At 72.1% G+C, this 24,152-nt stretch carries 20 protein-coding genes; 14 read left to right on the top strand and 6 right to left on the bottom strand.

Annotation, left to right across the window (positions count from 1 at the left end):
- The first annotated feature begins 90 nt into the window (after positions 1–90).
- From ACFV8T_RS31990 to ACFV8T_RS32015, 6 genes are all read left to right on the top strand, one after another.
- The gene (locus tag ACFV8T_RS31990) at positions 91–1,365 is read left to right on the top strand and encodes a prenyltransferase/squalene oxidase repeat-containing protein (protein ID WP_385334416.1); all 1,275 of its coding nucleotides are present in this window, start codon (positions 91–93) and stop codon (positions 1,363–1,365) included.
- Positions 1,362–2,045 carry an SCO2322 family protein gene (locus ACFV8T_RS31995; RefSeq protein WP_385334418.1) on the top strand — a complete coding sequence of 228 codons (684 nt, stop codon included), beginning with the start codon at positions 1,362–1,364 and terminating at the stop codon, positions 2,043–2,045. The genes ACFV8T_RS31990 and ACFV8T_RS31995 overlap by 4 nt, the downstream gene beginning before the upstream one ends.
- Complete coding sequence (locus ACFV8T_RS32000) at positions 2,042–3,199, top strand: energy-coupling factor transporter transmembrane protein EcfT (protein WP_385334420.1); 1,158 nt, start codon at positions 2,042–2,044, stop codon at positions 3,197–3,199. Before ACFV8T_RS31995 ends, ACFV8T_RS32000 begins: the two co-directional genes overlap by 4 nt.
- Complete coding sequence (locus tag ACFV8T_RS32005; RefSeq protein ID WP_385334422.1) at positions 3,196–4,908, top strand: ABC transporter ATP-binding protein; 1,713 nt, start codon at positions 3,196–3,198, stop codon at positions 4,906–4,908. The genes ACFV8T_RS32000 and ACFV8T_RS32005 overlap by 4 nt, the downstream gene beginning before the upstream one ends.
- On the top strand, positions 4,905–5,723 hold the full coding sequence (locus ACFV8T_RS32010; protein ID WP_385334424.1) for an ECF transporter S component: 819 nt from the start codon (positions 4,905–4,907) through the stop codon (positions 5,721–5,723). Before ACFV8T_RS32005 ends, ACFV8T_RS32010 begins: the two co-directional genes overlap by 4 nt.
- A gap of 494 nt (positions 5,724–6,217) precedes the next feature.
- Positions 6,218–6,967 carry a hypothetical protein gene (locus ACFV8T_RS32015; RefSeq protein ID WP_385334426.1) on the top strand — a complete coding sequence of 250 codons (750 nt, stop codon included), beginning with the start codon at positions 6,218–6,220 and terminating at the stop codon, positions 6,965–6,967.
- A gap of 99 nt (positions 6,968–7,066) precedes the next feature.
- On the opposite strand, the gene ACFV8T_RS32020 is transcribed toward ACFV8T_RS32015, so the two are convergent.
- Together ACFV8T_RS32020 and ACFV8T_RS32025 are read right to left on the bottom strand one after the other, a co-directional pair.
- The gene (locus tag ACFV8T_RS32020; RefSeq protein ID WP_385334428.1) at positions 7,067–8,344 is read right to left on the bottom strand and encodes an alpha/beta hydrolase; all 1,278 of its coding nucleotides are present in this window, start codon (positions 8,342–8,344) and stop codon (positions 7,067–7,069) included.
- A 124-nt stretch (positions 8,345–8,468) separates the two neighbouring features.
- Positions 8,469–9,638, bottom strand: coding sequence for a steroid 3-ketoacyl-CoA thiolase (locus tag ACFV8T_RS32025; protein ID WP_385334430.1), 1,170 nt, complete (start codon positions 9,636–9,638; stop codon positions 8,469–8,471).
- A 280-nt stretch (positions 9,639–9,918) separates the two neighbouring features.
- On the opposite strand from ACFV8T_RS32025, the gene ACFV8T_RS32030 reads away from it, so the two are divergent.
- Together ACFV8T_RS32030 and ACFV8T_RS32035 are read left to right on the top strand one after the other, a co-directional pair.
- Positions 9,919–11,199: a cytochrome P450 gene (locus tag ACFV8T_RS32030; protein WP_385334432.1), complete on the top strand. Its 1,281-nt coding sequence runs from the start codon at positions 9,919–9,921 to the stop codon at positions 11,197–11,199.
- 149 nt (positions 11,200–11,348) lie between these two features.
- Positions 11,349–12,359 carry an AEC family transporter gene (locus ACFV8T_RS32035; protein ID WP_385334434.1) on the top strand — a complete coding sequence of 337 codons (1,011 nt, stop codon included), beginning with the start codon at positions 11,349–11,351 and terminating at the stop codon, positions 12,357–12,359.
- Between the two features lie 204 nt (positions 12,360–12,563).
- Here ACFV8T_RS32035 and ACFV8T_RS32040 read toward each other — a convergent pair whose 3' ends face one another.
- The gene (locus ACFV8T_RS32040; RefSeq protein ID WP_385334558.1) at positions 12,564–14,549 is read right to left on the bottom strand and encodes a bifunctional glycosyltransferase 87/phosphatase PAP2 family protein; all 1,986 of its coding nucleotides are present in this window, start codon (positions 14,547–14,549) and stop codon (positions 12,564–12,566) included.
- A gap of 407 nt (positions 14,550–14,956) precedes the next feature.
- Between ACFV8T_RS32040 and ACFV8T_RS32045 the strand changes: the two genes are divergently transcribed.
- A complete protein-coding gene (locus tag ACFV8T_RS32045; RefSeq protein WP_385334560.1) occupies positions 14,957–16,054 on the top strand; it encodes a DUF2330 domain-containing protein in 1,098 nt (365 codons plus the stop codon).
- 130 nt (positions 16,055–16,184) lie between these two features.
- The gene (locus ACFV8T_RS32050) at positions 16,185–16,691 is read left to right on the top strand and encodes a GNAT family N-acetyltransferase (protein ID WP_385334436.1); all 507 of its coding nucleotides are present in this window, start codon (positions 16,185–16,187) and stop codon (positions 16,689–16,691) included.
- Positions 16,692–16,697: 6 nt separating this feature from the next.
- Here the strand turns inward: ACFV8T_RS32050 and ACFV8T_RS32055 are convergent, their stop codons facing one another.
- Positions 16,698–18,746, bottom strand: a complete 2,049-nt coding sequence (locus ACFV8T_RS32055; protein WP_385334438.1) for an MFS transporter — start codon at positions 18,744–18,746, stop codon at positions 16,698–16,700.
- 320 nt (positions 18,747–19,066) lie between these two features.
- Here ACFV8T_RS32055 and ACFV8T_RS32060 point away from each other — a divergent pair, with 320 nt between their 5' ends.
- Positions 19,067–19,729 carry an HAD-IA family hydrolase gene (locus tag ACFV8T_RS32060; protein ID WP_385334440.1) on the top strand — a complete coding sequence of 221 codons (663 nt, stop codon included), beginning with the start codon at positions 19,067–19,069 and terminating at the stop codon, positions 19,727–19,729.
- An 81-nt stretch (positions 19,730–19,810) separates the two neighbouring features.
- Here ACFV8T_RS32060 and ACFV8T_RS32065 read toward each other — a convergent pair whose 3' ends face one another.
- The gene (locus ACFV8T_RS32065) at positions 19,811–20,545 is read right to left on the bottom strand and encodes an ABC transporter permease (RefSeq protein ID WP_385334442.1); all 735 of its coding nucleotides are present in this window, start codon (positions 20,543–20,545) and stop codon (positions 19,811–19,813) included.
- Between the two features lie 267 nt (positions 20,546–20,812).
- On the opposite strand from ACFV8T_RS32065, the gene ACFV8T_RS32070 reads away from it, so the two are divergent.
- The 3 genes from ACFV8T_RS32070 (at position 20,813) to ACFV8T_RS32080 (ending at position 23,939) form a co-directional block, all read left to right on the top strand.
- Positions 20,813–21,457 (top strand): HNH endonuclease family protein, encoded by a 645-nt coding sequence (locus ACFV8T_RS32070; protein ID WP_385334444.1) that lies wholly within the window; start codon positions 20,813–20,815, stop codon positions 21,455–21,457.
- Between the two features lie 1,076 nt (positions 21,458–22,533).
- A complete protein-coding gene (locus ACFV8T_RS32075) occupies positions 22,534–22,989 on the top strand; it encodes a DoxX family protein (RefSeq protein WP_385334446.1) in 456 nt (151 codons plus the stop codon).
- Positions 22,990–23,267: 278 nt separating this feature from the next.
- Positions 23,268–23,939 carry a DedA family protein gene (locus ACFV8T_RS32080; RefSeq protein ID WP_385334448.1) on the top strand — a complete coding sequence of 224 codons (672 nt, stop codon included), beginning with the start codon at positions 23,268–23,270 and terminating at the stop codon, positions 23,937–23,939.
- Here the strand turns inward: ACFV8T_RS32080 and ACFV8T_RS32085 are convergent.
- Positions 23,926–24,150: a DUF2277 domain-containing protein gene (locus ACFV8T_RS32085; protein WP_072483455.1), complete on the bottom strand. Its 225-nt coding sequence runs from the start codon at positions 24,148–24,150 to the stop codon at positions 23,926–23,928. The two genes, ACFV8T_RS32080 and ACFV8T_RS32085, sit on opposite strands and share 14 nt — an antisense overlap.
- Between the last annotated feature and the right edge of the window lie 2 nt (positions 24,151–24,152).

Here is a 24,152-nt window from a genome sequence, read left to right on the forward strand (position 1 = left end):
TGGTCGGCACCGTCGAGGTATACGGAGCCGGAGCCTGGTGCCTGAGCGTGCCTGTGCCCGGTTCACCCCGCAGGAGAGGCCCCGCCCGCCATGACCGTACGCCGCAGCGCAGCAACGCTCGCCGCCACCGCCGCCGTGCTCTGCGCGGCCGCAGCGCCGGTCGCGGTCGCAGCGCCGTCCCCCTCGCCCTCGCCGTCCGCCGCGTTGCCCGCCGGGCTGTACGGCACGAAGGACCCCACCTACGACGGGGTGTGGCGGCAGTCGCTGGCCTTCCTCGCCCAGCGGCTCGAAGGCGTCACACCGGCCGCGAAGTCGGTGGACTGGCTGATCTCCCAGCAGTGCGCCGACGGCTCCTACGCCGCGTTCCGGCCCGATGTCTCCAAGCCGTGCGACGCGAAGACGGTGCGGGACACCAATGCCACCGCGGCCGCCACCCAGGCGCTGGTCGAGGTCGGCGGGCACCGGGAGACCGTCAACAACTCGGTGCGCTGGCTGAAGTCCGTGCAGAACGAGGACGGCGGCTGGGGCTACACCGCGGGCGCGCCCAGCGATGCCAACTCCACCTCCCTGGTGATCGGCGCCCTCGCCCGGCAGGGACAGCGGCTCGCGGACATCACGACCCCCGGCGGCAAGACCCCGTACGACCCGCTGCTCGCGCTCGCGATCCCGTGCGGCGGCAAGGACGGCGGCGCCTTCGCCTACCAGCCCGACAAGAAGGGGAAGCTCGTCGCGAACGCGGACGCCACCGCGGCCGCCGTGCTCGGCACGATGGGCAAGGCGATGGCCGTCGGGAACAACGCCGCGGGCAAGGCGCCCGGCTGCCACCCCGGTTCCGGCCTCACGCCCGAGCAGGCCGCCCAGAACGGCGCCCACTACCTCACCGGCGCCCTCGCCGGGAACGGCCACCTGAACCAGGCGCCGATGCCGGGTGCCACCGACTCCACCCCGCAGCCCGACTTCGGCAACACCGCGGACGCGGTCGTCGCGCTGTCCGCGGCCGGGCACCAGGACAAGGCGGCCGGGGCGATCGGCTGGCTGAAGAAGAACTCCGCGGACTGGGCCGCCCAGAACGGCCCCGCCGCCTACGCCCAGCTCATCCTGGCCGCCCACTCGACCGGCGACAACGCCCGGGACTTCGGCGGCGTCGACCTGGTCGCCCGGCTGAACGCGGCCGGCCCCGCGCCCGCCGCCGTCGTGACGCCCGACCCGTCCGCCGACACCGGCTACGAGGCCACCGAGAAGGACCAGGTCCACAGCGGCGACGACGTGATCGGGGGCGTGTGGTGGTACATCGGCATCGCCCTCGTCCTCGCCGCAATCGCGTTCTTCCTGATCAGCGGTCGCCGGAAGAACCGGCAGCTGTGAGGCGCACGGGAAGGGCCACCGCGCTGCTGGTGGTCCTGGGCGCCGTCCTGGCCGTGCTCGGCGCGGGACCGGCCCAGGCGGCCGGCTACCGGTACTGGTCGTTCTGGGAGGGCTCCGGCTCCGGCTGGACGTACGCCGCCCAGGGCCCGTCCCTGGTCCGGCCCGACGACGGGACGGTGCAGGGTTTCCGGTTCTCGGTGAGCGAGGACTCCCAGGACTCGGCGAAGCCGCGCCGCGCCCCCGACTTCACGAAGATCTGCGCGGACACCCCGGCCGAGGACGGCACCAAGCGGATCGCGCTCGTCATCGACCCGGGCACGGCCGGTGACGCCCCGGCCGGTGGGACACCGCCCGCGCTGCGCACCGCGTGCGCGCGGGTCGACCCCGACGCGAGCGCCGCGGAGGCGCTCGCCTCGGTGGCCAAGCCCTTGCGGTACAGCAGCGACGCGATGCTCTGCGCGATCACCGGCTACCCGGCCTCCGGCTGCGGCGAACAGGTCTCCGGCGACGGGCACGGCATGCCTGCCGCGTCCGCCTCCGCCTCACCGGCCGGATCCGCGGCCACGACCGGCTCGGGCGGCTCCGGCGGCGGCCCGTCCGCCGGGGTGCTCGTCGGTGTCGGCGCCGTTCTCCTCCTCGGCATCGCCGCGGTCGTGCAGGCCCGCCGCCGCCGCGGATGACCGCCTCGACCGGCTCCGCGGTCCTGGCGCGCCGCCGTCCGCTGCGCGCCCCCGAGACGAACCGGAGCAACGCCCTGCCCGCCGGGGCCTGGTGGCTGTGGGCGCTCGGCCTCGCCACCGCCGCCTCCCGGACCACCAATCCGCTGCTGCTCGGGCTGCTGGTGGGGGTGGCCGGCTACGTCGTGGCGGCGCGCCGCACGGACGCGCCGTGGGCCCGTTCCTACGGGGCGTTCATCAGGATCGGGCTGTTCGTCGTCGCCGTGCGGCTGGTCTTCTCCGTCTTCCTCGGTTCGCCGATCCCCGGCACGCACCTGGTGTTCACGCTCCCCGAAGTGCCGCTGCCCGACTGGGCGAAGGGAGTCAGGATCGGCGGCCGGGTCACCGCCGAGCAGTTGCTCTTCGCGCTCTACGACGGGGCGAAACTGGCCACGCTGCTGATCTGTATCGGTGCGGCGAACTCGCTCGCCAACCCGGCCCGGCTGCTGAAGTCGCTGCCGGGCGCGCTGTACGAGGCGGGCGTCGCCGTCGTCGTCGCGATGACGTTCGCGCCGAACATGGTCGCCGACGTGCTGCGGCTGCGCACCGCACGGCGGCTGCGAGGCCGCCCGACCGGGGGCATCAAGGCGGTCCTCCAGATCGGGCTGCCGGTCCTGGAGGGCGCGCTGGAGCGGTCGGTCGCGGTGGCGGCGTCGATGGACGCGCGCGGATACGGGCGTACCGCCCAGGTCCCGCCCGCCGTCCGGCACACCACGAACGTCCTCACGCTCGGCGGGCTGCTCGGGGTGTGTGCCGGTACGTACGGCCTGCTGGCCGCGCAGGGCGCGGTGTACGGGCTGCCGCTGCTGATCACCGGGCTCGTCGCCGCGATGGCCGGGCTGCGGCTCGGCGGGGCCCGTTCGGTCCGTACCCGCTACCGGCCCGACCGGTGGGGTGCGCGGGCCTGGCTGGTGGCGGGTTCGGGTGTCGTGGTGGCGGTGGCCATGATCTGGGCGGGCGGTGTCGACGGGGCGGCGCTGCACCCCGGAGTCGTACCGCTGGTCGCGCCGGTGCTTCCGCTGTGGCCCGCGGCCGCTGTGCTGGTCGGGCTGCTGCCCGCGGTGGTGGCGCCGGTGCCGCCGTCGGCGGGCGCCCCGAATTCCAAGGAGATCCAGTGATCCGGTTCGAGCAGGTCTCGGTGCGCTACGAGGGGGCGGAGCGCCCCACTCTCTCCGGGGTCGATCTGACCGTCCCCGAGGGCGAGTTGGTGCTGCTCGTCGGTCCGTCCGGGGTCGGCAAGTCGACGCTCCTGGGTGCCGTTTCGGGTCTGGTGCCGCACTTCACCGGTGGCACGCTGAGCGGCCGGGTCACGGTCGACGGGCGCGACACCCGTACCCATAAACCGCGCGAACTCGCCGATCTGGTCGGCACGGTGGGCCAGGACCCGCTCTCCCACTTCGTCACCGACACGGTCGAGGACGAGCTGGCGTACGGCATGGAGTCGCTGGGCCTGGCCCCCGACGTGATGCGGCGGCGGGTCGAGGAGACCCTGGACCTGCTGGGGCTGGCCGGGCTGCGCGACCGGCCGATCGCCACGCTCTCCGGCGGCCAGCAGCAGCGGGTCGCGATCGGTTCCGTCCTCACCCCGCACCCGAAGGTGCTGGTCCTCGACGAGCCGACGTCCGCACTGGACCCGGCGGCGGCCGAGGAGGTCCTCGCCGTGCTGCAACGGCTGGTGCACGACCTGGGCACGACGGTCCTGATGGCGGAGCACCGGCTGGAGCGGGTGGTGCAGTACGCGGACCGGATCATCCTGCTGCCGTCGCCGGGGGCCGCCCCGGTCATGGGCGCGCCCGCGGACGTCATGGCCGTCTCCCCGGTCCACCCGCCGGTCGTCGCGCTGGGCAGGCTGGCGGGGTGGGAGCCGCTGCCGCTCTCGGTCCGCGACGCCCGGCGCCGGGCGGCGGACCTGCGCGAACGGCTGGCATCGGTGCGCCCGCCCGCCCCGGAGCCGGTGGCCGCTCCCGCCCCGCTGCCCCTCGCGCCCACCCCGGTGCGGCGCGGCGCCCTCGCCCGGCTGCTGGGCCGCGGCGCGCGGACCGCCGACGTTCCCGAGCCGACCGTCGACACCACGGCCCGGGTCGAGCGGCTCGGTGTACGGCGCGGGCGCGTCGAGGCGCTGCGCCGGGTGACGCTCACCGTCGCCCCCGGCGAGACCGTGGCCCTGATGGGCCGCAACGGCGCGGGCAAGTCCACCCTGCTGGCCACGCTCGTCGGCATGGTCGAGCCCACCACCGGCACCGTCCTGGTCGGCGGCCGGACCCCGCACCGCACGCAGCCGCGCGAGATGGTGCGCCGGGTCGGGCTCGTACCGCAGGAGCCACGCGATCTGCTGTACGCGGACACCGTCGCCGCCGAGTGCGCCGCGGCCGACAGCGACGCCGGCGCCGCCCCCGGCAGCTGCCGGGCCCTGGTCTCCGAGCTGCTGCCGGGCGTGCCGGACGAGACCCATCCCCGCGATCTCTCCGAGGGCCAGCGCCTCGCGCTCGCCCTGGCCGTCGTGCTCGCCGCACGGCCCCCGCTGCTGCTCCTGGACGAGCCGACCCGCGGTCTGGACTACGCGGCGAAGGCCCGGCTGGTCGGGGTGCTCCGCGGCCTCGCGGCCGACGGCCACGCGATCGTCCTGGCCACGCACGATGTGGAGCTCGCCGCCGAGCTGGCGCACCGGGTGGTGATCCTCGCCGACGGGGAGACCGTCGCGGACGGGGAGACCCGGCAGGTGGTGGTCTCGTCGCCGGCGTTCGCCCCGCAGACCGCGAAGATCCTCGCCCCGCAGGAGTGGCTGACCGTGCCACAGGTGCGCGCCGCGCTGGGAGAGCCGTCGTGAACGGGCGTCGGGCGCGGCCGGTACGGCTCGGGCCGCGCGCGGTCGCCGCGCTCGTCCTCGTCAGCGCGATCGGGGTGGTCGCGTTCGGCTGGCCGCTGCTGGCCGGCCCCGGCGCCGGTCTGGCGCACTCCCAGGACGCGCCGTGGCTGTTCGCCGCGCTGTTGCCGCTGCTGGTCGGGGTGGTCGTCGCGATGATCGCGGACTCCGGTCTCGACGCGAAGGCGGTGGCGATGCTGGGGGTGCTGGCCGCGGTCGGCGCGGCGCTGCGCCCGCTGGGGGCGGGCACGGCGGGGCTGGAACCCATGTTCTTCCTGATGGTGCTGAGCGGCCGGGTGCTCGGGCCCGGCTTCGGCTTCGTGCTCGGCTCGGTGACCATGTTCGCCTCGGCACTGCTCACCGGTGGCGTGGGGCCGTGGATGCCGTTCCAGATGCTGTCGATGGGCTGGTTCGCGATGGGCGCGGGCCTGCTGCCGGGCCCGGACCGGCTGCGCGGGCGGGGCGAGCTGCTGATGCTGGCCGGGTTCGGGTTCGTGGCGTCGTTCGCGTACGGCACGGTGATGAACCTGTACGGCTGGACGATGGTGCCCCCGGCCGGCTCGGGCATCTCGTTCCACGCGGGCGATCCGCTGGCCGACAACCTGGTCCGTTTCCTCGCGTACTGCGCGGCCACCTCGCTCGGTTGGGACCTGGGCCGGGCGGTGCTCACCGCGGTACTGACCCTGGCCGTGGGTCCGGCGCTGCTGAAGGCGCTGCGCCGGGCCACCCGCCGCGCCAACTTCGAGGCCCAGGTCACATTTGACGGCCCCCGCGAGTGAGGGCTCCCACAGGACCATGGGCCCCACTGTCGGAGGTAGTAGCCGTCCCGGTGCCCGGCCCTTCGCCCGGCGTCGGCGCCGGACTGCCACGACGCCTGCCGGACGGCCCGGGTGGGCCGGGTCGTCCGGGTCGTCCGGGTCGTTCGGGTACGGGACAGCCCTTGGGCGGGCTCGTACCCGGGGTCGTTGCCATGGTCGAAAGCCGCCGCTGACACTGGACGAGTCGCCGAGCACCGCCGGGTCCGCCGAACCGGACCGCGGTCGACGAAGACCGGTCCACCCGCACGGCCGCGCCGCCGACTTCCCGCACGAAGGCCCCGACCACCGGTCGGGGCCTTCGCCGTACCCGTCCCCGCCCCCGCCCCCGCCCCGGTCGCCCGTCAAGCGAATAGGGCACTTAATATCACTTGGCCAACTTAATTACCTGTTAGGCCATTTAGGCGCAATTGGCTTGTCCATCCGTTCCCGGCGGCCACCGGCGCGTTGTGATTCTCGTGGAACCACGAGAATTCTGGGAGCGGAACACCGTCCTGGCGGAAGCTTTCTGCGCCAGCGACGAACGCATGCGCCAGGCACAGGCGTTGCTGGACGAGACGCAGGCGGAGCGGAGCAGGACGCTGGCCGCCTTCGCCGTCACGGTCGGTGACGACGGATCGATCGCGGACTTGATGGGCCTGAACGAACGCGAAGTGCGATTAGCTCGACGCACCGTCGGCCGCACCGACGCACGGTCCCTTGCCGACGAGCTCCTGAGCCGCTCACAGTCCGCGGCGGGCAGACCGGCCCGGGAGCCTGCCGCCACGCCGGACAACGCCCTGCCGCACCCGGCCGACGAGCCCCCTTCCCCGCCACCGGACGCACCGCAGCCCGCCCCACCACCGGCTGCACCCCCGGCCCCCGCGCCGGCCCCCGCGCCGGCCACGACCGGGACCCTTGCCTACATCCCGTCGCCGTCCCCGCCCGTCGAGATGGAGAACACCGTCATCTGGTCGCCGAGCATGGACTCCGTGCTGCTGTGGAGCTGGGAGTCCGGTCTCGATCTGCAGACGGTGGCCGCCGAACTCGGCCTGGAGGTACGCGCGCTGCTGATGCGCGTACAGGAACTCGCCAACGACGGGCTGCTCACGCTCGCGACCCCGGTCGCGGACGTCGGCCGGTCCGGGCGGCACCGCCGCCACCACGAAGAGGGATACGCGGCGCTGTTCAGCCCCACCGCCACCTTCCCCACCCACGTGCCGTACTGAGGCACGCCCCCGTCGCCCCGGCGACGCGGGCCCCGGCCGGACGACCGGCCGGGGTTCCCCCCACCCCCCGCCTCGTCCCGCCCGACGGGCCCGCCGCGCTCAGCGGCGCGCGGCCACCGTGTCGAACCAGCGGACGATCTGCGGCCCCGACTTCATGTACGTGGTGTTGTGGTTGGCCGATCCCTGGTCGATCAACGGGGCGTCGACGCCCCGGGCGGCCAGATCGGCGGCGCAGTTACGGGCGTTGGCGATCGGGACATCGGTGTCGCCGGACGAGGAGTAGAGCCGTACCGGGACGTCCGGCTTCCAGGCGCAGTTGCCGTCCTGGGCGCGCGCCGCGTCCAGCAGACCGCCGGTGAGGTGCTGGAGCCGGCGGTAGTAGTCGTCGGTGAGCAGCTCCTTCAGCGTCGCGGGCAGTGCCGGGATGATCTCCTCCTCGGTGTGGTTGGTGTCGAAGAGTTCGTCCACGATTCCCGCGTAGGGCTTCCGGAACGCCTCGGAGGGGTCCTTGTAGAGCGGGTGCAGTCGGCTCTGCGCGGTGAGGTAGTACGTCATGTAGAAGACGGCGCTGATGTCGTTGACCCTGCCGTCGAAGAGGGCGGGCGTCTCCGCGTGCTCGATGTCGTAGGGGCCCGATACGGGAGCGAGGGCCCGGAGCCTGAAGTGCCGGTCCACGCCGTTGTCGAGGGCCTTGCCCAGGGCCATCGCGACCTGGCCGCCCTGCGAGAAGCCGCTGGCGTACACATCGCCGGTGAGCGGCCGGTCCAGGCGCTGCGCGGCGGTGCGGGAGGCCCTCAGCATGTCGACGGAGGCCGTGACGGAGGACTTGGTGTCCATGTACGGGTGGCGTCCGGGGCCCTTGCCGAGGCCCAGGTAGTCGGGTGCGGCGACGGCGCGGCCCGCCGAGGCGTGGAGGTACGGGGCGAAGCGGCCGAAGTCCTCGCCGACGGAGGGTGCGTAGTCGCGGTGGGCCATGGTGCCGTGGGTGTCGGAGACCACGTCGAGGCGGTGGGGGCCGCCCTTGGGGAGGGCGAGGAGACCGGTCGCGGTGGTGGGTGCGCCCTGCGGGGTGACGGTGCGGTAGGTGAGGCGGTAGGCCCGCAGTCCGTGGCGGACGGTGCCGGTGTCCATGCCGCCCGCGGCGAGGAACCGGGCGACGTCCGCGCGGTCGAGGTCGGCCACGGGGGTGATGCCCAGCAGGGTTCCTCTGCCGTGCGCGGCGACCGAGTGCGGTGCCCCGGCGGGCTGTTGCGCGACGGCGGGCACGGCGCCCAGGGCGGCGAGGACCATCACCGCGGCGGCCGCCGTCGTCCGGCGGGCGATGCGCCGGCGCTGGCGCGAAGTCGGGTATCCGGTACGGCTGTTGTTGTTATCCATGGCCATGACGCTATTCAGCCGGGCGCCGCGCCGACATCGGCGTGGGCCCCCGGCCCGGGGTGCACCTGACAACACCCCCGGGCGGGGGCCCACCCTCCGCGGAGCCGCCGGGCAGCGCCCCGGGTCAGAGCCGCTGGATGATCGTCCCCGTCGCCAGCGCGCCGCCCGCGCACATCGTGATGAGGGCGAACTCCTTGTCCCGGCGCTCCAGTTCGTGCAGGGCCGTGGTGATCAGCCGGGCGCCGGTGGCGCCCACCGGGTGACCGAGCGCGATGGCACCGCCGTTGACGTTGACCTTTTCGAGGTCCTGCCCAAAGACCTGTGTCCAGCTCAGCACCACGGAGGCGAAGGCCTCGTTGATCTCGACGATGTCGATGTCCTTGAGCGACATCCCGGCCTTGCCGAGCACCGCACGGGTCGCGTCGATCGGCCCGTCGAGGTGGAAGTGCGGGTCCGAACCGACCAGGGCCTGGGCGACGATCCGGGCGCGCGGCTTGAGCTTGAGGGCGCGCGCCATCCGCTTGGAGGCCCACATGATCGCGCAGGCGCCGTCGGAGATCTGCGAGGAGTTGCCCGCGGTGTGGATGGCGGTGGGCATGACCGGCTTGAGCCGGGCGAGCCCCTCCATGGTGGTGTCGCGCAGCCCTTCGTCCCGGTCGACCAGGCGCCACATGCCCTGTCCGGCCGCCTGTTCCTCCTCGGTGGTCGGCACCTGGACGGCGTACGTCTCCCGTTTGAACCGTTCCTCGGCCCAGGCGACGGCGGCCCGCTCCTGCGAGATCAGCCCGAGCGAGTCGACGTTCTCCCGGGTCAGCCCGCGTTTGCGGGCGATGCGCTCGGCGGCCTCGAACTGGTTGGGCAGGTCGATGTTCCACTCGTCGGGCCAGGGCTTGCCCGGTCCGTGCTTGGAGCCGCTGCCCAGCGGCACGCGCGACATGGCCTCGACACCGCAGCTGATGCCGACGTCGATGACTCCGGCCGCGACCATGTTGGCCACCATGTGGGAGGCCTGCTGCGAGGAACCGCACTGGCAGTCCACGGTGGTGGCGGCGGTCTCGTACGGAAGACCCACGGCGAGCCAGGCGTTGCGGGCCGGGTTCATGGACTGTTCGCCGGCGTGGGTGACCGTGCCGCCGACGATCTGCTCGACGCAGTCGGCGTGGATGCCGGTGCGACCGAGGAGTTCTCGGTAGGTCTCGCCCAGCAGATAGCCGGGATGCAGATTGGCGAGCGCGCCTCCGCGCTTGCCGATGGGGGTGCGTACTGCTTCGACGATGACGGGTTCCGCGGCCATGAGCTCGTCCTCTCCTCGCACTTCCGCAGGGGCGTCCCGGCGCCCGCGGATGGAACTAGTACGCGTTCTAGTTCTTTAGCAGTCTTATGAGGCTTACCCCCGGTACGCAAGAGGGCTGCACGCTCCTTGCGTCCGCTTCATACCGACCCCACCCACTCTTCACGCAACAGAACGAACCACCTCTCTTGCCAGTTGTAGAACTCGTTACTACCTTTCCGTCAACATCTGATGGGTCGTCAGGCAACGTCCGGGCGGCCCTCGGACCGACCTGGAGCTGCCGATGTCCTGCCCCCATCTGCCCGAAGGGTTCGACTTCACCGATCCCGACCTGCTCCAATCCCGCATTCCGCACCCGGAGTTCGCACAGATGCGGCAGACCGCACCGGTCTGGTGGTGCACCCAGCCGGCCGGCATCTCCGGTTTCGACGACGCGGGCTACTGGGTCGTCACCCGGCACGCGGACGTCAAGTACGTCTCCACCCACCCCGAACTGTTCTCCTCCAACACCAACACCGCGGTCATCCGCTTCAACGAGTCGATCAGCCGGGACCAGATCGAGGTCCAGAAGCTGATCATGCTGAACATGGACCCGCCCGAGCACACCCGGGTCCGTCAGATCGTCCAGCGGGGCTTCACGCCCCGGGCGGTGCGCTCCCTGGAGCAGGCCCTGCGCAGTCGCGCCCGCTCGATCGTCGAGACCGCGCTCGCCTCCGCCGACGACGACGGATCGTTCGACTTCGTCACCAACATCGCTGTCGAGCTGCCGCTCCAGGCCATCGCGGAACTCATCGGCGTACCGCAGGAGGACCGGTCCAAGCTCTTCGACTGGTCCAACAAGATGGCCGCGTACGACGATCCCGAGTACGCGATCACCGAGGAGGTCGGCACCGAGGCGGCCATGGAGATCGTCTCGTACTCGATGAATCTGGCGGCCGCCCGCAAGGAGTGCCCGGCCAAGGACATCGTCTCCCAGCTGGTCGCCGCGGAGGGCGAGGGGAACCTCTCCTCCGACGAGTTCGGCTTCTTCGTGATCCTGCTCGCCGTCGCCGGGAACGAGACCACCCGCAACGCCATCAGTCACGGCATGCACGCCTTCCTCACCCACCCCGACGAGTGGGAGCTCTACAAGCGCGAGCGCCCGGAGACGACCGCCGAGGAGATCGTCCGCTGGGCCACCCCCGTGGTCTCCTTCCAGCGGACCGCCACCCAGGACACCGAACTGGGCGGGCAGCGGATCAAGAAGGGCGACAGGGTCGGGCTGTTCTACTCGTCGGCCAACAACGACCCCGAGGTCTTCGAGAACCCGGAGGCCTTCGACATCTCCCGCGATCCCAACCCCCACCTCGGCTTCGGCGGCGGCGGTCCGCACTTCTGCCTCGGCAAGTCCCTTGCCGTGATGGAGATCAACCTGATCTTCAGCGCAATCGCGGACGTACTTCCCGACCTGCGGCTGGTCGACGATCCGCGGCGGCTGCGCTCGGCGTGGCTCAACGGGATCAAGCAGCTCCAGGTCAGCACCGCCGCGAGCAACGCCGGCGGCGGTACCGCCGCCGGGAGCTGACCGCTGCCGTCGATTGCGGACGGTGGGGGCTCGTTCCGGACGGCGGGGGTCTCGTTCCTCACGCCCCGGCCCCCGCCGTCCGTACCCGGCACCGCGCCCTGCCGAACCCCCGCGTGGGAGGCGCACAACGGCGCGAGGATCATGGCGGCATGCACGCCCTGCTCTCCGCCTTCGCCCCCATCTGGATGCTCACCACGATCGGTTACGCGGTCGGCCGCAGCGGTCTGCTGGGCGAGCAGGCGGAGGCCGTGCTCGGCCGGTTCGTCTTCCATGTGGCCATGCCCGCCGCCCTGTTCACCATGGTGTCCGGGGCGCGGCTGGACTCCTTCGCCAACTCCTCGATGGTGGCCTTCGCCGTGGGTACCGCGCTGGTCTGCGGTCTCGGGTTCCTGGCGGCCGGGCGGCTCTTCGGCCGGGGCACGGCCGACCGGGCGATCGGCAGCATGGCGTCGGGCTACGTCAACTCCGCCAATCTCGGCATCCCGGTGGCGGTCCAGGTGCTCGGTGACGCGTCGTTCGTCGCCCAGATCATCCTGTTCCAGGTCCTGTTGGTCTCCCCGGTGATCCTGACGCTGCTGGACATGGGGACGGGTACGGGGGCGGGGACGGGTTCCGGGAAGGCCGTCGTGTTGCGGCGGATGCTGACCATGCCGGTCCGCAACCCCATCATCATGGCCTCGTTGCTCGGTGTGGCCGTGTCCGCGCTCGGACTGCGGCTGCCGCACGCCCTCGCCCACTCCTGCGACCTGCTCGGCGCCGCCGCCGTGCCGACGGCCCTGATCACGCTGGGCCTGTCCCTGAACGCCCGCCCGGCCACCGTCGGTTCGACGGACCTCGCGCGGGACGCGGCACGCCCGGTGCGCGCAAAGGGCGCGGGGCACACGGCGCGTGCCGAGGTCGTCGTGGCGGTGGCGCTCAAGACGCTGGTCCAGCCCCTGATCGCCTTCGCCGTCGGCGGCCCGCTGCTGCATCTGCCGGAGCACCAGCTCCTTGCCGTGGTGCTCTGCTCGGCACTGCCGACCGCTCAGAACGCCTTCATCTACGCCCAGCAGTACGGACTGGACACCCGGGTGGCCCGCAATGCCGTGGTGGCCTCGACGGTCGTCTCCATGGCCACGCTCTCCCTCGCCACCTGGGCCCTGGGCACGACCGGCTCCTGAGCCGTTCGAGTGGCGGACCGGGGCCGGCGGGCGGATGCTGGTCTGGCGGCGATCCACGCCGAAGGGGTGCCAGGACGAGGTGTTCGTCCCGGCGCCCCTTCGGCCCTTTCGAGGCGCCAGGGAAACCCGGTGACCTGAACCGCCGGCGCCCTGCCCCATCACGGCGCGCCCACGGCACCCCGGGAGCCGCTTGACGCCCGGCCCTCAGAGCTGCTTGCTGCCCACCCCTTCGTCCGGCGCTCTCGGCACCGGCACCGGCAGCGACCGCTCCAGGTCGTCCTGCGGCTTCGCCGCCGCCGGTAGGGCCGCCGGCCGCAGCCTCCGCGGCCCCGCCAGCAGATGGGTGAGCCCGAAGCCGAGCGCGACGACGGCCGCTCCGCCCACCGCGTCCAGCACCCAGTGATTGGCCGTGGCGATGATCGCGGAGACCGTGAAGAGCGGGTGCAGCAGCCCCAGCGCCTTCATCCACGCCTTCGGGGCCAGCATCACGATGACGACACCGCACCAGAGCGACCAGCCGAAGTGCAGCGAAGGCATCGCCGCGTACTGGTTGGTCATCGCGGTCAGGCTTCCGTAGTCCGGCTTCGCGAAGTCCTGGACGCCGTGGACCGTGTCGATGAAGCCGAGCCCCGGCATCAGGCGAGGCGGGGCCAGCGGGTAGAGCCAGAAGCCGACCAGCGCGAGCAGTGTGGCGAAGCCGATGGTGCTGCGGGCCCAGCGGTAGTCCGCGGGACGCCGTACGTAGAGGACGCCGAGGATCACCAGCGGCACGATGAAGTGGAACGTCGAGTAGTAGTAGTCGAAGAAGCCCCTCAGCCAGCCGATGTTCACGACCGCGTGATTGGCCCAGTGCTCGATGTCGATGTGCAGCCACTGCTCGATGGAGTGGATCTGGCGGCCGTGGTGTTCGGCGGTGGCGCGGCCGGCCGTCGCCGCGAGCCTGACATGGGAGTACGCGGAGTAGACGACCCTGATCAGGAGCAGTTCCAGCAACAGGTTGGGCCGGCTCAGCACCCGCCGCCAGAAAGGCAGCAGCGGGACACGGCTCCAGCGGGCCGGGACCGGGGCGGCACAGTCCGTGGGGATCGGATGCTGCCAGTACTCCGAGGTGCGCGGCAGGAACGGCACGGCGCAGGCCGCGGCGAGCGCGGCGATCAGCAGCACGTTGTCGCGTACGGGGGAGACCGCCTCGATGTTCGGCACCAGAATCTGCCCCGGCAGCGTGAGCACCAGGACCACGACCGCGGGCCAGACCAGCCGGTCGGAGGCCCGCTTCCCGACCCGGCCGACCACGGCGAGCAGCACCCACAGCAGCTGGTGCTGCCAGGCGGTCGGCGAGACGGCGACGGCGACGCAGCCGGTCACGGCGACGGCGAGCAGCAGCTGACCGTCCACCGCGTACCGTGCGGCGCGGCGCAGCCCGACGAAGCAGACGGCGGCCGCCAGCATCACGTACAGCGCGATCTCCAGCGGGCCCGCGAGGCCGAACCGGAGCAGGGCGCCGTGCAGGGACTGGTTGGCGAGGCTGTCCGCGTTGCCGCCGAGCCCGGTGCCCGCGACATGGTGCACCCAGTACGTCCACGAGTCGCCCGGCATCGCGGCCCAGGCCAGCGCCGTGCAGGCGGCGAACGCCGCACCGCCGGTCGCCGCGGCCTGCCGGCGCCCGGTCAGCCGGAGAAGTACGGCGAAGAGCAGCACGGTCGGCTGGAGCGCGGCCGCCAGCCCGATCAGGATGCCCGAGGTGCGTTCCCCGCGGACCGCGAGACAGCCCAGCAGCACCAGCAGGACCGGCAGGATGCTGGTCTGCCCCAGGTGCAGCGCGTTGCGGACGGGCAGCGAGAGCATCAGCAGGCTGATCGCGACGGGCGCGGCCGGCAGCGCGGTACGGCGGGACACCGGTCCCGGCAGCGCACGGGCGGCGACGATGCCCAGCGCGGCGACGAGCAGCAGCGAGCCGAAGGTCCAGGCGACGCCCAGGCTCTGTTCCGCGATACGGGTCAGCGGTTTCAGCACCAGCCCGGCGAACGGGGTACCGGTGAACCGGTCGCTGTCGTACAGCGAGCCCGTCACATGCAGGACGCCGCTCTCACCGATCCAGGTCTCCAGATCGGTGAGCCGTTCGCCCGGCGGCTGTCTCAGCACCACCGCCATCTGCCGTACAGCCAGAGCGGCCACAACCAGCCAGAGCAGAGCTCGGGCAGTCCCGGTCCTCGTCCCCGTCGCCGCGTCTCCGCGCACACTGTGCTCCGCATTCGCCACGCTGCGCCGACCCTCCCACCGTTCCGGTGCCCGTCCCTCGATCCGGGCGTCCGGGAAACCTTCGCATTTCGCTATGAGATAGACCCAATCACCCCCTTCTCCACCTGACCGACATCCCATTTCTGCCGAAAGAGTGTCCGGACGAACGGCCGGACGAACGGCCGTACCGGGCCGCCGGAAACGCAACTGTGGCCGGAACCGGAACTCCGGTTCGTACGTCCTCCCCCGTGTTCGTCGATCAAGGGGGAGGCAGGCGGAACATGCGGTGCACAGGGGTGAAGCGGGGTCTGCGGGGTGACGGGCGCGCGTGGCCGGTGCGTGCGCTGTCACTGCTGCTGATGCTGGTGTCATTGCAGCTGGGGTCGCTGATCAGTCCGGCGTACGCCTGTGGCTGCGGGGCGATGGTCCCGAGCAAGGAGACCCAGGTATCGGTCGACCGGGAGACATCGGTGGTCGACTGGGACGGCCGGACCGAGCAGATCGTCATGCGGCTCACGGTCCGCGGGAACGCTCCCGAGGCGGCCTGGATCATGCCGGTGCCGCACCGCGCGAGCGTGGCTCTCGGTGATCCCGGTCTCTTCTCCGAGCTCTCCGTGCTCACCGCGCCGGAACCGGTGACCAGGCACTACTTCTGGCCCCGCTCCCACGACTGGCCGTTCGCCGGCTCCGGCAACGTCGGGGACGGGGCCGCGGCTCCTTCGGCCGGTGCCCCGGCGGTCCAGGTGGTCGGCCGGGAGCGGCTCGGCCCCTTCGATGTGGCGCGGCTGGCCGCGACCGACCCGGCGGCGCTGCAGAAGTGGCTGCAGGACAACGGCTTCGACCTGCCCGACCGGCTGGCGACGGCGCTGAAGCCCTATGTCGACCAGAAGTGGGAGTACGTCGCGATCCGCCTCGCTCCCCGGGACAGCGGCAATCCGCTCCGCGGCACGCTCGACCCGTTGCGGCTGCGCTTCGCCAGCGACCGGCTGGTCTACCCGATGCGGCTGTCGAAGCTCGCCTCGACGCCGCAGCAACTCGGCCTGTACGTCCTCGCCGCGCACCGCATGGAGCCGCGCGGCCCGATCGGCGGCGATGCGCCGGAGGTGACGTACGCGGGCAGGGTCGATCCCCGGTCGGCGGCGGACGACACGGACGCCCTTGAGGAGCTGACGGGTGCGGAGCCGGTGTTCCTCACCGCGATCGAGCAGTCGTTCCCGCACCCGGAGCGGATCGACGGCGATCACGAGCTGCGCGCGGCCGACGCCGACACCCCGTACCGGATCGTGACGTACCGGAACCAGCTGCTGACCGTGGGCGGCATCCCCGCCTGGGTGCTGTCGCTGCTCGGGGCCGTGCTGGTGGTGGTCGCCGCCGTGGTGCTGCTGGTGGTGATGCGGGCCCGGCGGCGGCCGGTACTGCCTCCGGCACCGGTCACGGTTCCGCCGCCGCTGAGGTGAGCGCCGGGGCGGTGGGCCGGTAGGTGCGACGGCGGCGACGGGGACGGCGGGGCGACGGATGTGGCGGGTGTGGCGGGGGCCCGGTGAAATCGTTGGCCGTCTTGATCGCGCTCAGGTCAGAATGACCGGTATGACCTGGACATTGACCCCTGAACCGTTCGACTCGCCCGATGCCTCGCTGCTGCGCCGCGACTACTACGACGAGGTCGCCAGCCGGTACTGGGGGCGGCCCGCCACCGCCGAGGAGATCGACGAGGGGCTCACCGACGACGGGGCCGACCGGCTCGTCCCGCCCACCGGTCAGTTCGTCGTCGGCCGGTTCGGCGGGAAGGCGGCGGCCTGCGCCGGGCTGCTGGTGGTGGACGCGGACACGGCGGAGCTGACGCGGGTGTACGTACGCCCCGAACACCGCGGCACGGGCGGCGGCGGACTGCTCCTGGCGGCCGTCGAGGACGCGGCGCGCGCCTTCGGTATCCGCACGCTCCGGCTCGACACCCGCAACGACCTGGTCGAGGCGCGGGGACTGTACGCCAAGCACGGCTACCGGGAGGTCCCGGCGTTCCACCGGCGACAGTTCGCGGAGCACTGGTTCGCGAAGGAGCTGCCCGCGACGGCCTCGACGTCCGCGAGGTCGTAGCACGGTTCAGGCCGCGTGGTCCCGCTTCGGTTCGGGGCTGTGCGGCCGCTCCTTGCTCGACCCGCTCGTCTCGGCGGTCAGTTCCTCCACGAGCCTGACCAGATCGGTCGGCCGTTCCGGCCCCCACCAGTCACCCAGCAGCTCGGCCATGGACTCCTCACGCGCCTCCGCGAGCTTCACCATCACTTCCGAGCCGGCCTCGGTGAGCACCAGTTGCACGCCTTCGCGCCGCACCAGTCCGCGCTCCTCCAGCTGACGGGCCGCGTCGCTGATCACCCGCAGCGGCACCGGGGCGATCTCGGCGAGCCTGGCCGGTTCGACCGTGCCGTGCCGTCTGATGCGCAACAGCATCCAGCTCGCCGCGGGCAGCAGGTCGTAGCCCGCCCTCTTGGTGATCTTCACGTAGATCTCCCGGCGCCCCGCCCGTGTGGCGAGCACCGAGAGCGCGCGGGCGCATTCGTCGTACGAGGACCGCTCGACCGGGTTCGACGCCAGGGTCTCGGTGGCCTCCGGAGCGGTCACCGAGCCGCGCAGCTTGTCCTCCTTCAGGAACCAGGCGAAGACGAAGGCGATCAGCACGACCGGAGCCGCGTACAGGAACACGTCCGTGATCGACGTCGAGTACGCGTGGAGCACCGCGGGCCGCAGCGCGGGCGGCAGTTGCCCGATGGCGCGGGGGTCGGAGGCCAGTCCGTCCACACCGGCTCCGGGGGGCAGCGGGTGGCCGGCGAGCGCGGCGGCCAGTTTGTCGGTGAGCCGGTTGGTGAAGATCGTGCCGAAGACGGCGACGCCGAACGAAGCGCCGATGGAACGGAAGAAGGTGGCGCCGGAGGTGGCGACGCCGAGGTCCTCGTAGGTGACGGCGTTCTGCACGACCAGCACCAGGACCTGCATCACCAGGCCGAGCCCCGCGCCGAAGACGAAGAAGTAGCTGCTCATCACCCAGGTGCTGCTGGTCTCCGTGAGCCGGTGCAGCAGCTGGAGGCCGATGGCGGTGAGGCCGGTGCCCGCGATCGGGAAGACCTTCCAGCGGCCGGTGCGGCTGACGATCTGTCCGGACGCGGTCGAGGTGAGGAGCAGGCCCAGCACCATCGGGAGCATGTGCACACCGGACATCGTCGGTGAGATGCCGTGCACCACCTGCAGGAAGGTCGGCAGGTAGGTCATCGCGCCGAACATCGCGAAGCCGACCACGAAGCTGATGACGGCGACGAGGGTGAAGGTCCTGATCCGGAAGAGCTTCAGCGGGATGATGGGTTCGGTGGCCCGGCGCTCGACGTGCACGAAGGCGATCAGCAACAGCACGCTCAGGACGGCGAGACCGATGATCTGCGCCGAGTCCCAGGCCCAGGTGGTGCCGCCGAGCGAGGCGACGAGGACCATGCAGGTGGCGACGGAGGCGATGAGGAAGGTGCCGAGGTAGTCGATGGTGTGCTTCGTGCTGCGGACCGGGATGTGCAGTACGGCGGCGATCACGAGGAGCGCCACGACGCCGATCGGCAGGTTGATGTAGAACACCCACCGCCAGCTGAGGTGCTCGGTGAACAGACCGCCGAGGAGCGGTCCGAGGACGCTCGCCGCGCCGAAGACCGCCCCGAACAGACCCTGGTACTTGCCCCGTTCGCGCGGCGCGACGATATCGCCGACGATCGCCATCGAGAGCACGATGAGGCCGCCGCCACCGAGTCCCTGAAGAGCCCTGAAGCCGATGAGCTGCGGCATGTTCTGGGCGATGCCGCAGAGCGCCGAGCCGATGAGAAAGATGACGATGGCGGCCTGGAAGAGCTTCTTGCGGCCGTACTGGTCGCCGAGTTTGCCCCAGAGCGGGGTCGCGGCGGTCGACGCCAGCAGATAGGCCGTGACCACCCAGGAGAGGTGTTCCAGTCCGCCGAGGTCGCTGACGATGGTCGGCAGTGCGGTGGAGACGATGGTCTGATCGAGTGCCGCAAGCAGCATGCCGAGGAGCAGTGCTCCGATGGCTACGAGGACCGACCGCGTGGAGCGCTCTCCGCCGGGGGCAGGAGCCGGGGCCGGGGCGCTCAGATGCTGGGCCATGGAACATCTCCTCGGGTCCGCTACATCCCCATCCTGGCCTTTCCGTACGGTTATGGCCTGCTGAGCAGGAACGGGCCGGAAGCGATCTGCCACCCCGGGCGGAAGAGATCGGCCACCCCGGACGGAACGGACCCGACCACCCGGAACGGAACGGATTGGCTTTCTCGGACAGGTTTTTGTATCGTGATGGAACAAAGTAGCCTCTGCCCGCCACCCCCTGACCGGCGGGCGAGGCTGCTTGTTCCTTTTCCGTGTTCTGTTCTCTTCCCCGCGTCGCCGCCTCCCGGCGTCCCCGCTTCCCCGCGCTCTGGAGCCCGCCCATGCCGGCCACCGTCCTCACCGCCCGCGCCCTCCTTCTGGACATGGACGGCACCCTGGTGAACTCCGACGCCGTCGTGGAACGCTGCTGGCGGCGCTGGGCACTGCGCGAGGGACTGGACCCGGAGGCCGCGCTCAAGGTGGTCCACGGGCGGCAGGGGTACGCCACCATGGCGGTGCTCCTCCCGGACCGCCCGATGGAGCAGAACTACGCGGACAACCGAGTCATGCTCGCGGAGGAGACCGCCGACACCGACGGCGTCGTTCCGATCGGCGGCGCGCCCGCCTTCATGGACGCAATCGCCGCACTCCCGCACGCCCTGGTCACCTCGGCCGACGCCGCACTGGCCCGGACCAGGATGACCGCGTCGGGCCTGCGGATGCCGGAGGTCCGCGTCACCGCCGAGAGCGTCGGCGCCAGCAAGCCGGACCCCGAGGGCTTCCTCAAGGGCGCGGCCGAGCTGGGCTTCGCCGCGGCGGACTGCGTCGTCTTCGAGGACTCGGAGGCGGGCATCGCGGCGGGCCGGGCGGCGGGCATGCGGGTCGTGGGCGTCGGCCCGCGCGCCGGAGCGCTCTCCCCCGACGCACACGTCGACGACCTGACGCAGGTCCGGGTGGAAGCGGCACCCGACGGCTCCATCCGGCTGCACATCAGCGCGCGATAGCCGGCCCCGGCCGCGGCGGTCGGCCTCCCAGCGGAACCCGGCCCCCGGCACGAGCCACCCGCGCCGTCGGCCCCGCGGGCCTCAGTCCCGGTGCAGCCGGCCCCGCGCCACTAGTTCGAGCACCGCCGTGACGGCCACCGCCTGCACGGCCATCAGGGCTACCAGTACGAACAACTGCACGGCACCCGCCTGCACCGGTGAGGCGCCGCCCAGCAGCATGCCCACAAAGGCACCCGGCAGGGTCACGAGCCCCACCGTCCGGGTCTGATCGAGCCCCGGCAGCAGCGCGTCCGACGCCGCGGGCCGGGCGATCTCCATCCGCGCGTCACGGTCGAGCAGCCCGAGCGCCATGCCCGCCTCCACCTCCCCGCGCCGGGTCGTCAGCTCGTCCAGCGCCCGTCTCCCGCCGAGCACCGTCGCGGTCAGCGCACCGCCGATGAGGATGCCGGTCACCGGGATCAGCGCGATGCCCCGGACCGGGACGAGTCCGGTGAGCAGCAGCAGGGCGACCACCGGCGCGACCCCCGCCCCGATCGGCAGGGCCGCCCACCACCAGGTGCGATTGCGGGTGATCCGGCGGCCCGCGGTCCGTACCGCCACGGCGTACATCAGCGCCACGAACCCGAGCAGCGGCGGCAGCGAATGGACCACCCAGCCGATGAGCAGGGAAACCGCGGCGAGTTGGACCGCGGCCCGCAGCCCGGCCAGCAGAATCTCGCGCGACCGCCCGAGCGAGGCCAGAGCGGCGACCCCGGCCGCCGCCGCGAGCAGCACGGCGAGAACGACTCCGAGCGTGATGTTGACCGGTAGCAGCACGCCGCAACCCTATGACCGGCCCGGCCCGGACCACCCGCGCGAATCGGCCACCGGTGCAGCCGAATTGCCGCCGCGTCAGCCTGCGCGCCCGCGCAGATGCGGACGTACGCCCCCATGCTCCAGCCCTGTTCGTCAGAACCCTTGATGTGACGTGCCCATGTCGCCACTCTGTTACCTGGTGCCCACCCCACGGAAACCTGGCACCGCCACGATGGCCGGGCCCCACGGGTCACCCGTCCAAGGTCCCCCCACATCAAGGGAGTTCGCATGTCTGGTGTCTACGCGCGTCGCATCGCCGTCGTCGCCGCATCCGCCGCTTTCGCCGCAACCACCGGCCTGCTCACCGCGCCCACCGCCCAGGCGGCCATGCCCACCCCGGTCTCCGCTTCGACCGCCCGCACCTACCTCGGCGAGCTGACCGTCGCCGCCGAGGGCTCGTCGACCGGCTACAGCCGCGACAAGTTCCCGCACTGGATCACCCAGTCGGGCTCCTGCAACACCCGCGAGGTCGTGCTGGAGCGCGACGGCACGAACGTGCAGCAGGACTCCAGCTGCGCCGCCGTCAGCGGCAGTTGGTACTCGGAGTACGACGGCGCCACCTGGACCGCCGCTTCCGACCTGGACATCGACCACATGGTCCCGCTCGCCGAGGCCTGGCGGTCGGGCGCCAGCAGCTGGACGACCGCCCAGCGGCAGGCGTACGCCAACGACCTGACGCGCCCGCAGCTCATCGCGGTCACGGACAACGTCAACCAGGCCAAGGGCGACAAGGACCCGGCCAAGTGGATGCCCTCGCGCACCGCGTACAAGTGCACGTACGCCCGCGCCTGGGTGCACGTGAAGCACTACTACGACCTGACGGTCGACCCGGCCGAGAAGAGCGCTCTGCAGTCCATCCTGAACAACTGCTGAGCCCCGCACCGGACTCGGGCCCCGACGAGGGCCCCTGAGCGGATCCGCCCCGCCCTCCTCGCATCGCCGCATGCTCCGTATCCGCGTTCGCGGGACGACTTCGCGGGACGACGCGAGGAGGGCATTTCGCCACCGGGGCAGTCGCCGAACCGGCCGCGGACCCCCACGCGCACGCGCCGGAGCCATCGGCGTGTTTTCGGCCGAGTACGGCCGCTCGTGGCCGACACCCGCGCGCCCCGCGCACTCGACGAGCAGCGGCGGCCGGCGCCGGGCGCCGAGGAGGCCCGCCGGAGCCGCGAGGAGGCTCTCGCCACCCCCGGTTCGTACGACCGCCTCCCGATCGACACCTCGCCGCCGCGACTCCGGGCCGTCATTGGTCCACAGTGCGGAGCAGTGGAGCGCGGCGCTGCACCACGGCGGGCCCGGCAGGCCCGGCGGACTCCTGGCGCCCGTCGGCGAGAAGCCGCACCGGCGCCGCGACCTGGCACATTGGACGACCCTCCCCGGTTCCCGCCGGGAGCCGAAGGAGCCGATCCCGGCGGGCGGGCCGGGGTCCGGAGGTTCCGGCGACGGTTTGTGCGCTGTCGGGCGTTGTGCGCCGCGCGCACAACGCGGAGCCCCTGCCGTCCGCCTCGGCGCCGGGCGGCGCCCCGAGGCCCGCAACACGCGGCTGACCTGCCCGCCCGCGCACCACGCGATCCCCGGCCCGCCCAAAGCCGGCTTCCGCTTCGGCCGGAGCCGGGCCGGACGACGGATCGGCGGGCCGCTCACGCGGCGCGGGCGGACGGGCGCATTGCCGGTCCAGTGGTACAGAACCTGCGGACCGCGGTTCGACGACCGGCCCACACTCCTGCCCCCGCATGGCCGGAAAGCTGCGCTGCCATTGGTTCAGGCCAAGGCGGTGAAGGGAGGTTCGCAGTTGAAGGCGGTTCCGAACCGAAGCCTGACCGACAACCACAGGGCGACTTTCAGCCAGTCGACAGAATGTTGAACTTGCAAGCATTGGTGAGGTTTCCCTAATCTGGGGCACTCAATCGGTTCACGTCCCCACCAGACCGAAGGAGCCCTCCCCCCCCATGCAGACACGCTTGAACCAGGCTCAGCCCTACGCACTCGGCCTCTTCCGGATCGTCATAGGCCTGTTCTTCGCCTGTCACGGCGCCGCCTCGCTCTTCGGCGTCCTCGGCGGCGCCATGAACGGCGGCTCCATACCCGCCGGCACCTGGCCCGGCTGGTACGCGGCGGTCATCCAGTTCATCGGCGGCATCCTCGTGCTGCTCGGGCTCGGCACCCGCGTCGCCGCCCTGATCTGCTCCGGCTCCATGGCGTACGCGTACTTCAAGGTCCACCAGCCCGAGGCGCTGTTCCCGTTGCAGAACGGCGGTGAGCCCTCGGCCGTCTTCTGCTGGGCCTTCCTCCTGCTGGTCTTCACCGGCCCCGGCGCACTGGCCCTGGACCGGCTGTTCGGCCGGGGCGGCCCTGAGCGCGAAAAGGAGCGCGAGTCCGAGCAGGCACCGCCCGTCACGGTCTGATCCGCGCATCCCCGCATCCGCGCAGGCCGTTTCCCGCGCCCGTTTCCCCGCGCGTTTCCCGCGCCCGTTTCCCGCGTCCGCGCGGGTCGTTCCTCACGTACATCCGGGCATGCGCCCGGAACCGAGGCTTCCCATTTCCGGGTGTACGTGAGGTTCCCAACATCACTCGTATTTGTGGATCACCGGACGAACGCCAGGCGTACGCTGTACAGCTGACCCTGCCGCTCCTGCCGCTCCCCTGCGACGTCGCGGCGTTGTTCCGAATCGGGGAGTAGTAGGTGCTTGAGAGTGTGGGCGCGCTGACCAGCAGCCCATGGATCTACGCCGTGGTCGCGCTTTCGGTGCTCCTGGACGTCTTTCTGCCCCTGCTGCCCAGCGGGGTGCTGGTGATCACCGCCGCCACGGCTGCCGCCGCTGGTTCGACGACCGTCGCGGGTGCGGGCGCCGCCGAGCAGGTGACCGAGGTTCCCTCGCTCCTCGCCCTGATCCTCTGCGCGGCCACCGCCTCGGTGCTCGGCGACCTCGTCGCGTACCGGCTGGCCTGGCGTGGCGGGGAACGCCTGGACCGGGCCATCGCCCGCTCCCGTCGCCTCACCTCCGCACAGGAACGCCTCGGCGCGGCCCTCGCCCGGGGCGGCGGCATCCTCGTCATCATCGCCCGCTTCGCCCCGGCCGGCCGCTCGGTGGTCTCCCTGGGCGCGGGCGCCGCGCATCGCGAGGTCAAGGAATTCCTGCCCTGGTCGGCCCTGGCGGGCGTGGCATGGGCCGGTTACAGCGTGGGCCTCGGCTACTTCGGCGGCCAGTGGCTCGGCGCGACGTGGGTGGGCACGGCCGTCTCGGTCCTCGCCCTGTTCATGGCGGGCGCCCTGGCCGCGTATCTCATGCGCCGTCCGGCGGCGGAAGCGGCAGCCGCCGCGTCGGCGACCGCGACGGCCCCTACGGCGTCCTGACCGCACCCCGGATCTCCAGCCCGTCCAGCAGTCTGACCGTTGCCTCGGTGATCTCGTCGACGGCCCGGTCGAACACCTCCTGGTTGTGCGCGGCCGGAGCGCGGAAGCCGGACACCTTGCGTACGAACTGCAGGGCGGCGGCCCGGATCTCCTCCTCGGTGGCCTCTTCGGGGATGGCGGGCGGGCGAAGGGTCTTGATGCTGCGGCACATGT

This window comes from Streptomyces sp. NPDC059832 (assembly GCF_042731715.1).
Taxonomy (GTDB): domain Bacteria; phylum Actinomycetota; class Actinomycetes; order Streptomycetales; family Streptomycetaceae; genus Streptomyces.

Coding starts and splice junctions, on each gene's coding strand:
- ACFV8T_RS32000 (WP_385334420.1), top strand. CDS start 2,042: ATGACCGCCTCGACCGGCTCCGCGGTCCTGGCGCGCCGCCGTCCGCTG.
- ACFV8T_RS32025 (WP_385334430.1), bottom strand. CDS start 9,638: ATGGCCGCGGAACCCGTCATCGTCGAAGCAGTACGCACCCCCATCGGC.
- ACFV8T_RS31990 (WP_385334416.1), top strand. CDS start 91: ATGACCGTACGCCGCAGCGCAGCAACGCTCGCCGCCACCGCCGCCGTG.
- ACFV8T_RS32035 (WP_385334434.1), top strand. CDS start 11,349: ATGCACGCCCTGCTCTCCGCCTTCGCCCCCATCTGGATGCTCACCACG.
- ACFV8T_RS32075 (WP_385334446.1), top strand. CDS start 22,534: ATGCAGACACGCTTGAACCAGGCTCAGCCCTACGCACTCGGCCTCTTC.
- ACFV8T_RS32085 (WP_072483455.1), bottom strand. CDS start 24,150: ATGTGCCGCAGCATCAAGACCCTTCGCCCGCCCGCCATCCCCGAAGAG.
- ACFV8T_RS32070 (WP_385334444.1), top strand. CDS start 20,813: ATGTCTGGTGTCTACGCGCGTCGCATCGCCGTCGTCGCCGCATCCGCC.
- ACFV8T_RS32045 (WP_385334560.1), top strand. CDS start 14,957: ATGCTGGTGTCATTGCAGCTGGGGTCGCTGATCAGTCCGGCGTACGCC.
- ACFV8T_RS32020 (WP_385334428.1), bottom strand. CDS start 8,344: ATGGATAACAACAACAGCCGTACCGGATACCCGACTTCGCGCCAGCGC.
- ACFV8T_RS32030 (WP_385334432.1), top strand. CDS start 9,919: ATGTCCTGCCCCCATCTGCCCGAAGGGTTCGACTTCACCGATCCCGAC.
- ACFV8T_RS32060 (WP_385334440.1), top strand. CDS start 19,067: ATGCCGGCCACCGTCCTCACCGCCCGCGCCCTCCTTCTGGACATGGAC.
- ACFV8T_RS32055 (WP_385334438.1), bottom strand. CDS start 18,746: ATGGCCCAGCATCTGAGCGCCCCGGCCCCGGCTCCTGCCCCCGGCGGA.
- ACFV8T_RS32050 (WP_385334436.1), top strand. CDS start 16,185: ATGACCTGGACATTGACCCCTGAACCGTTCGACTCGCCCGATGCCTCG.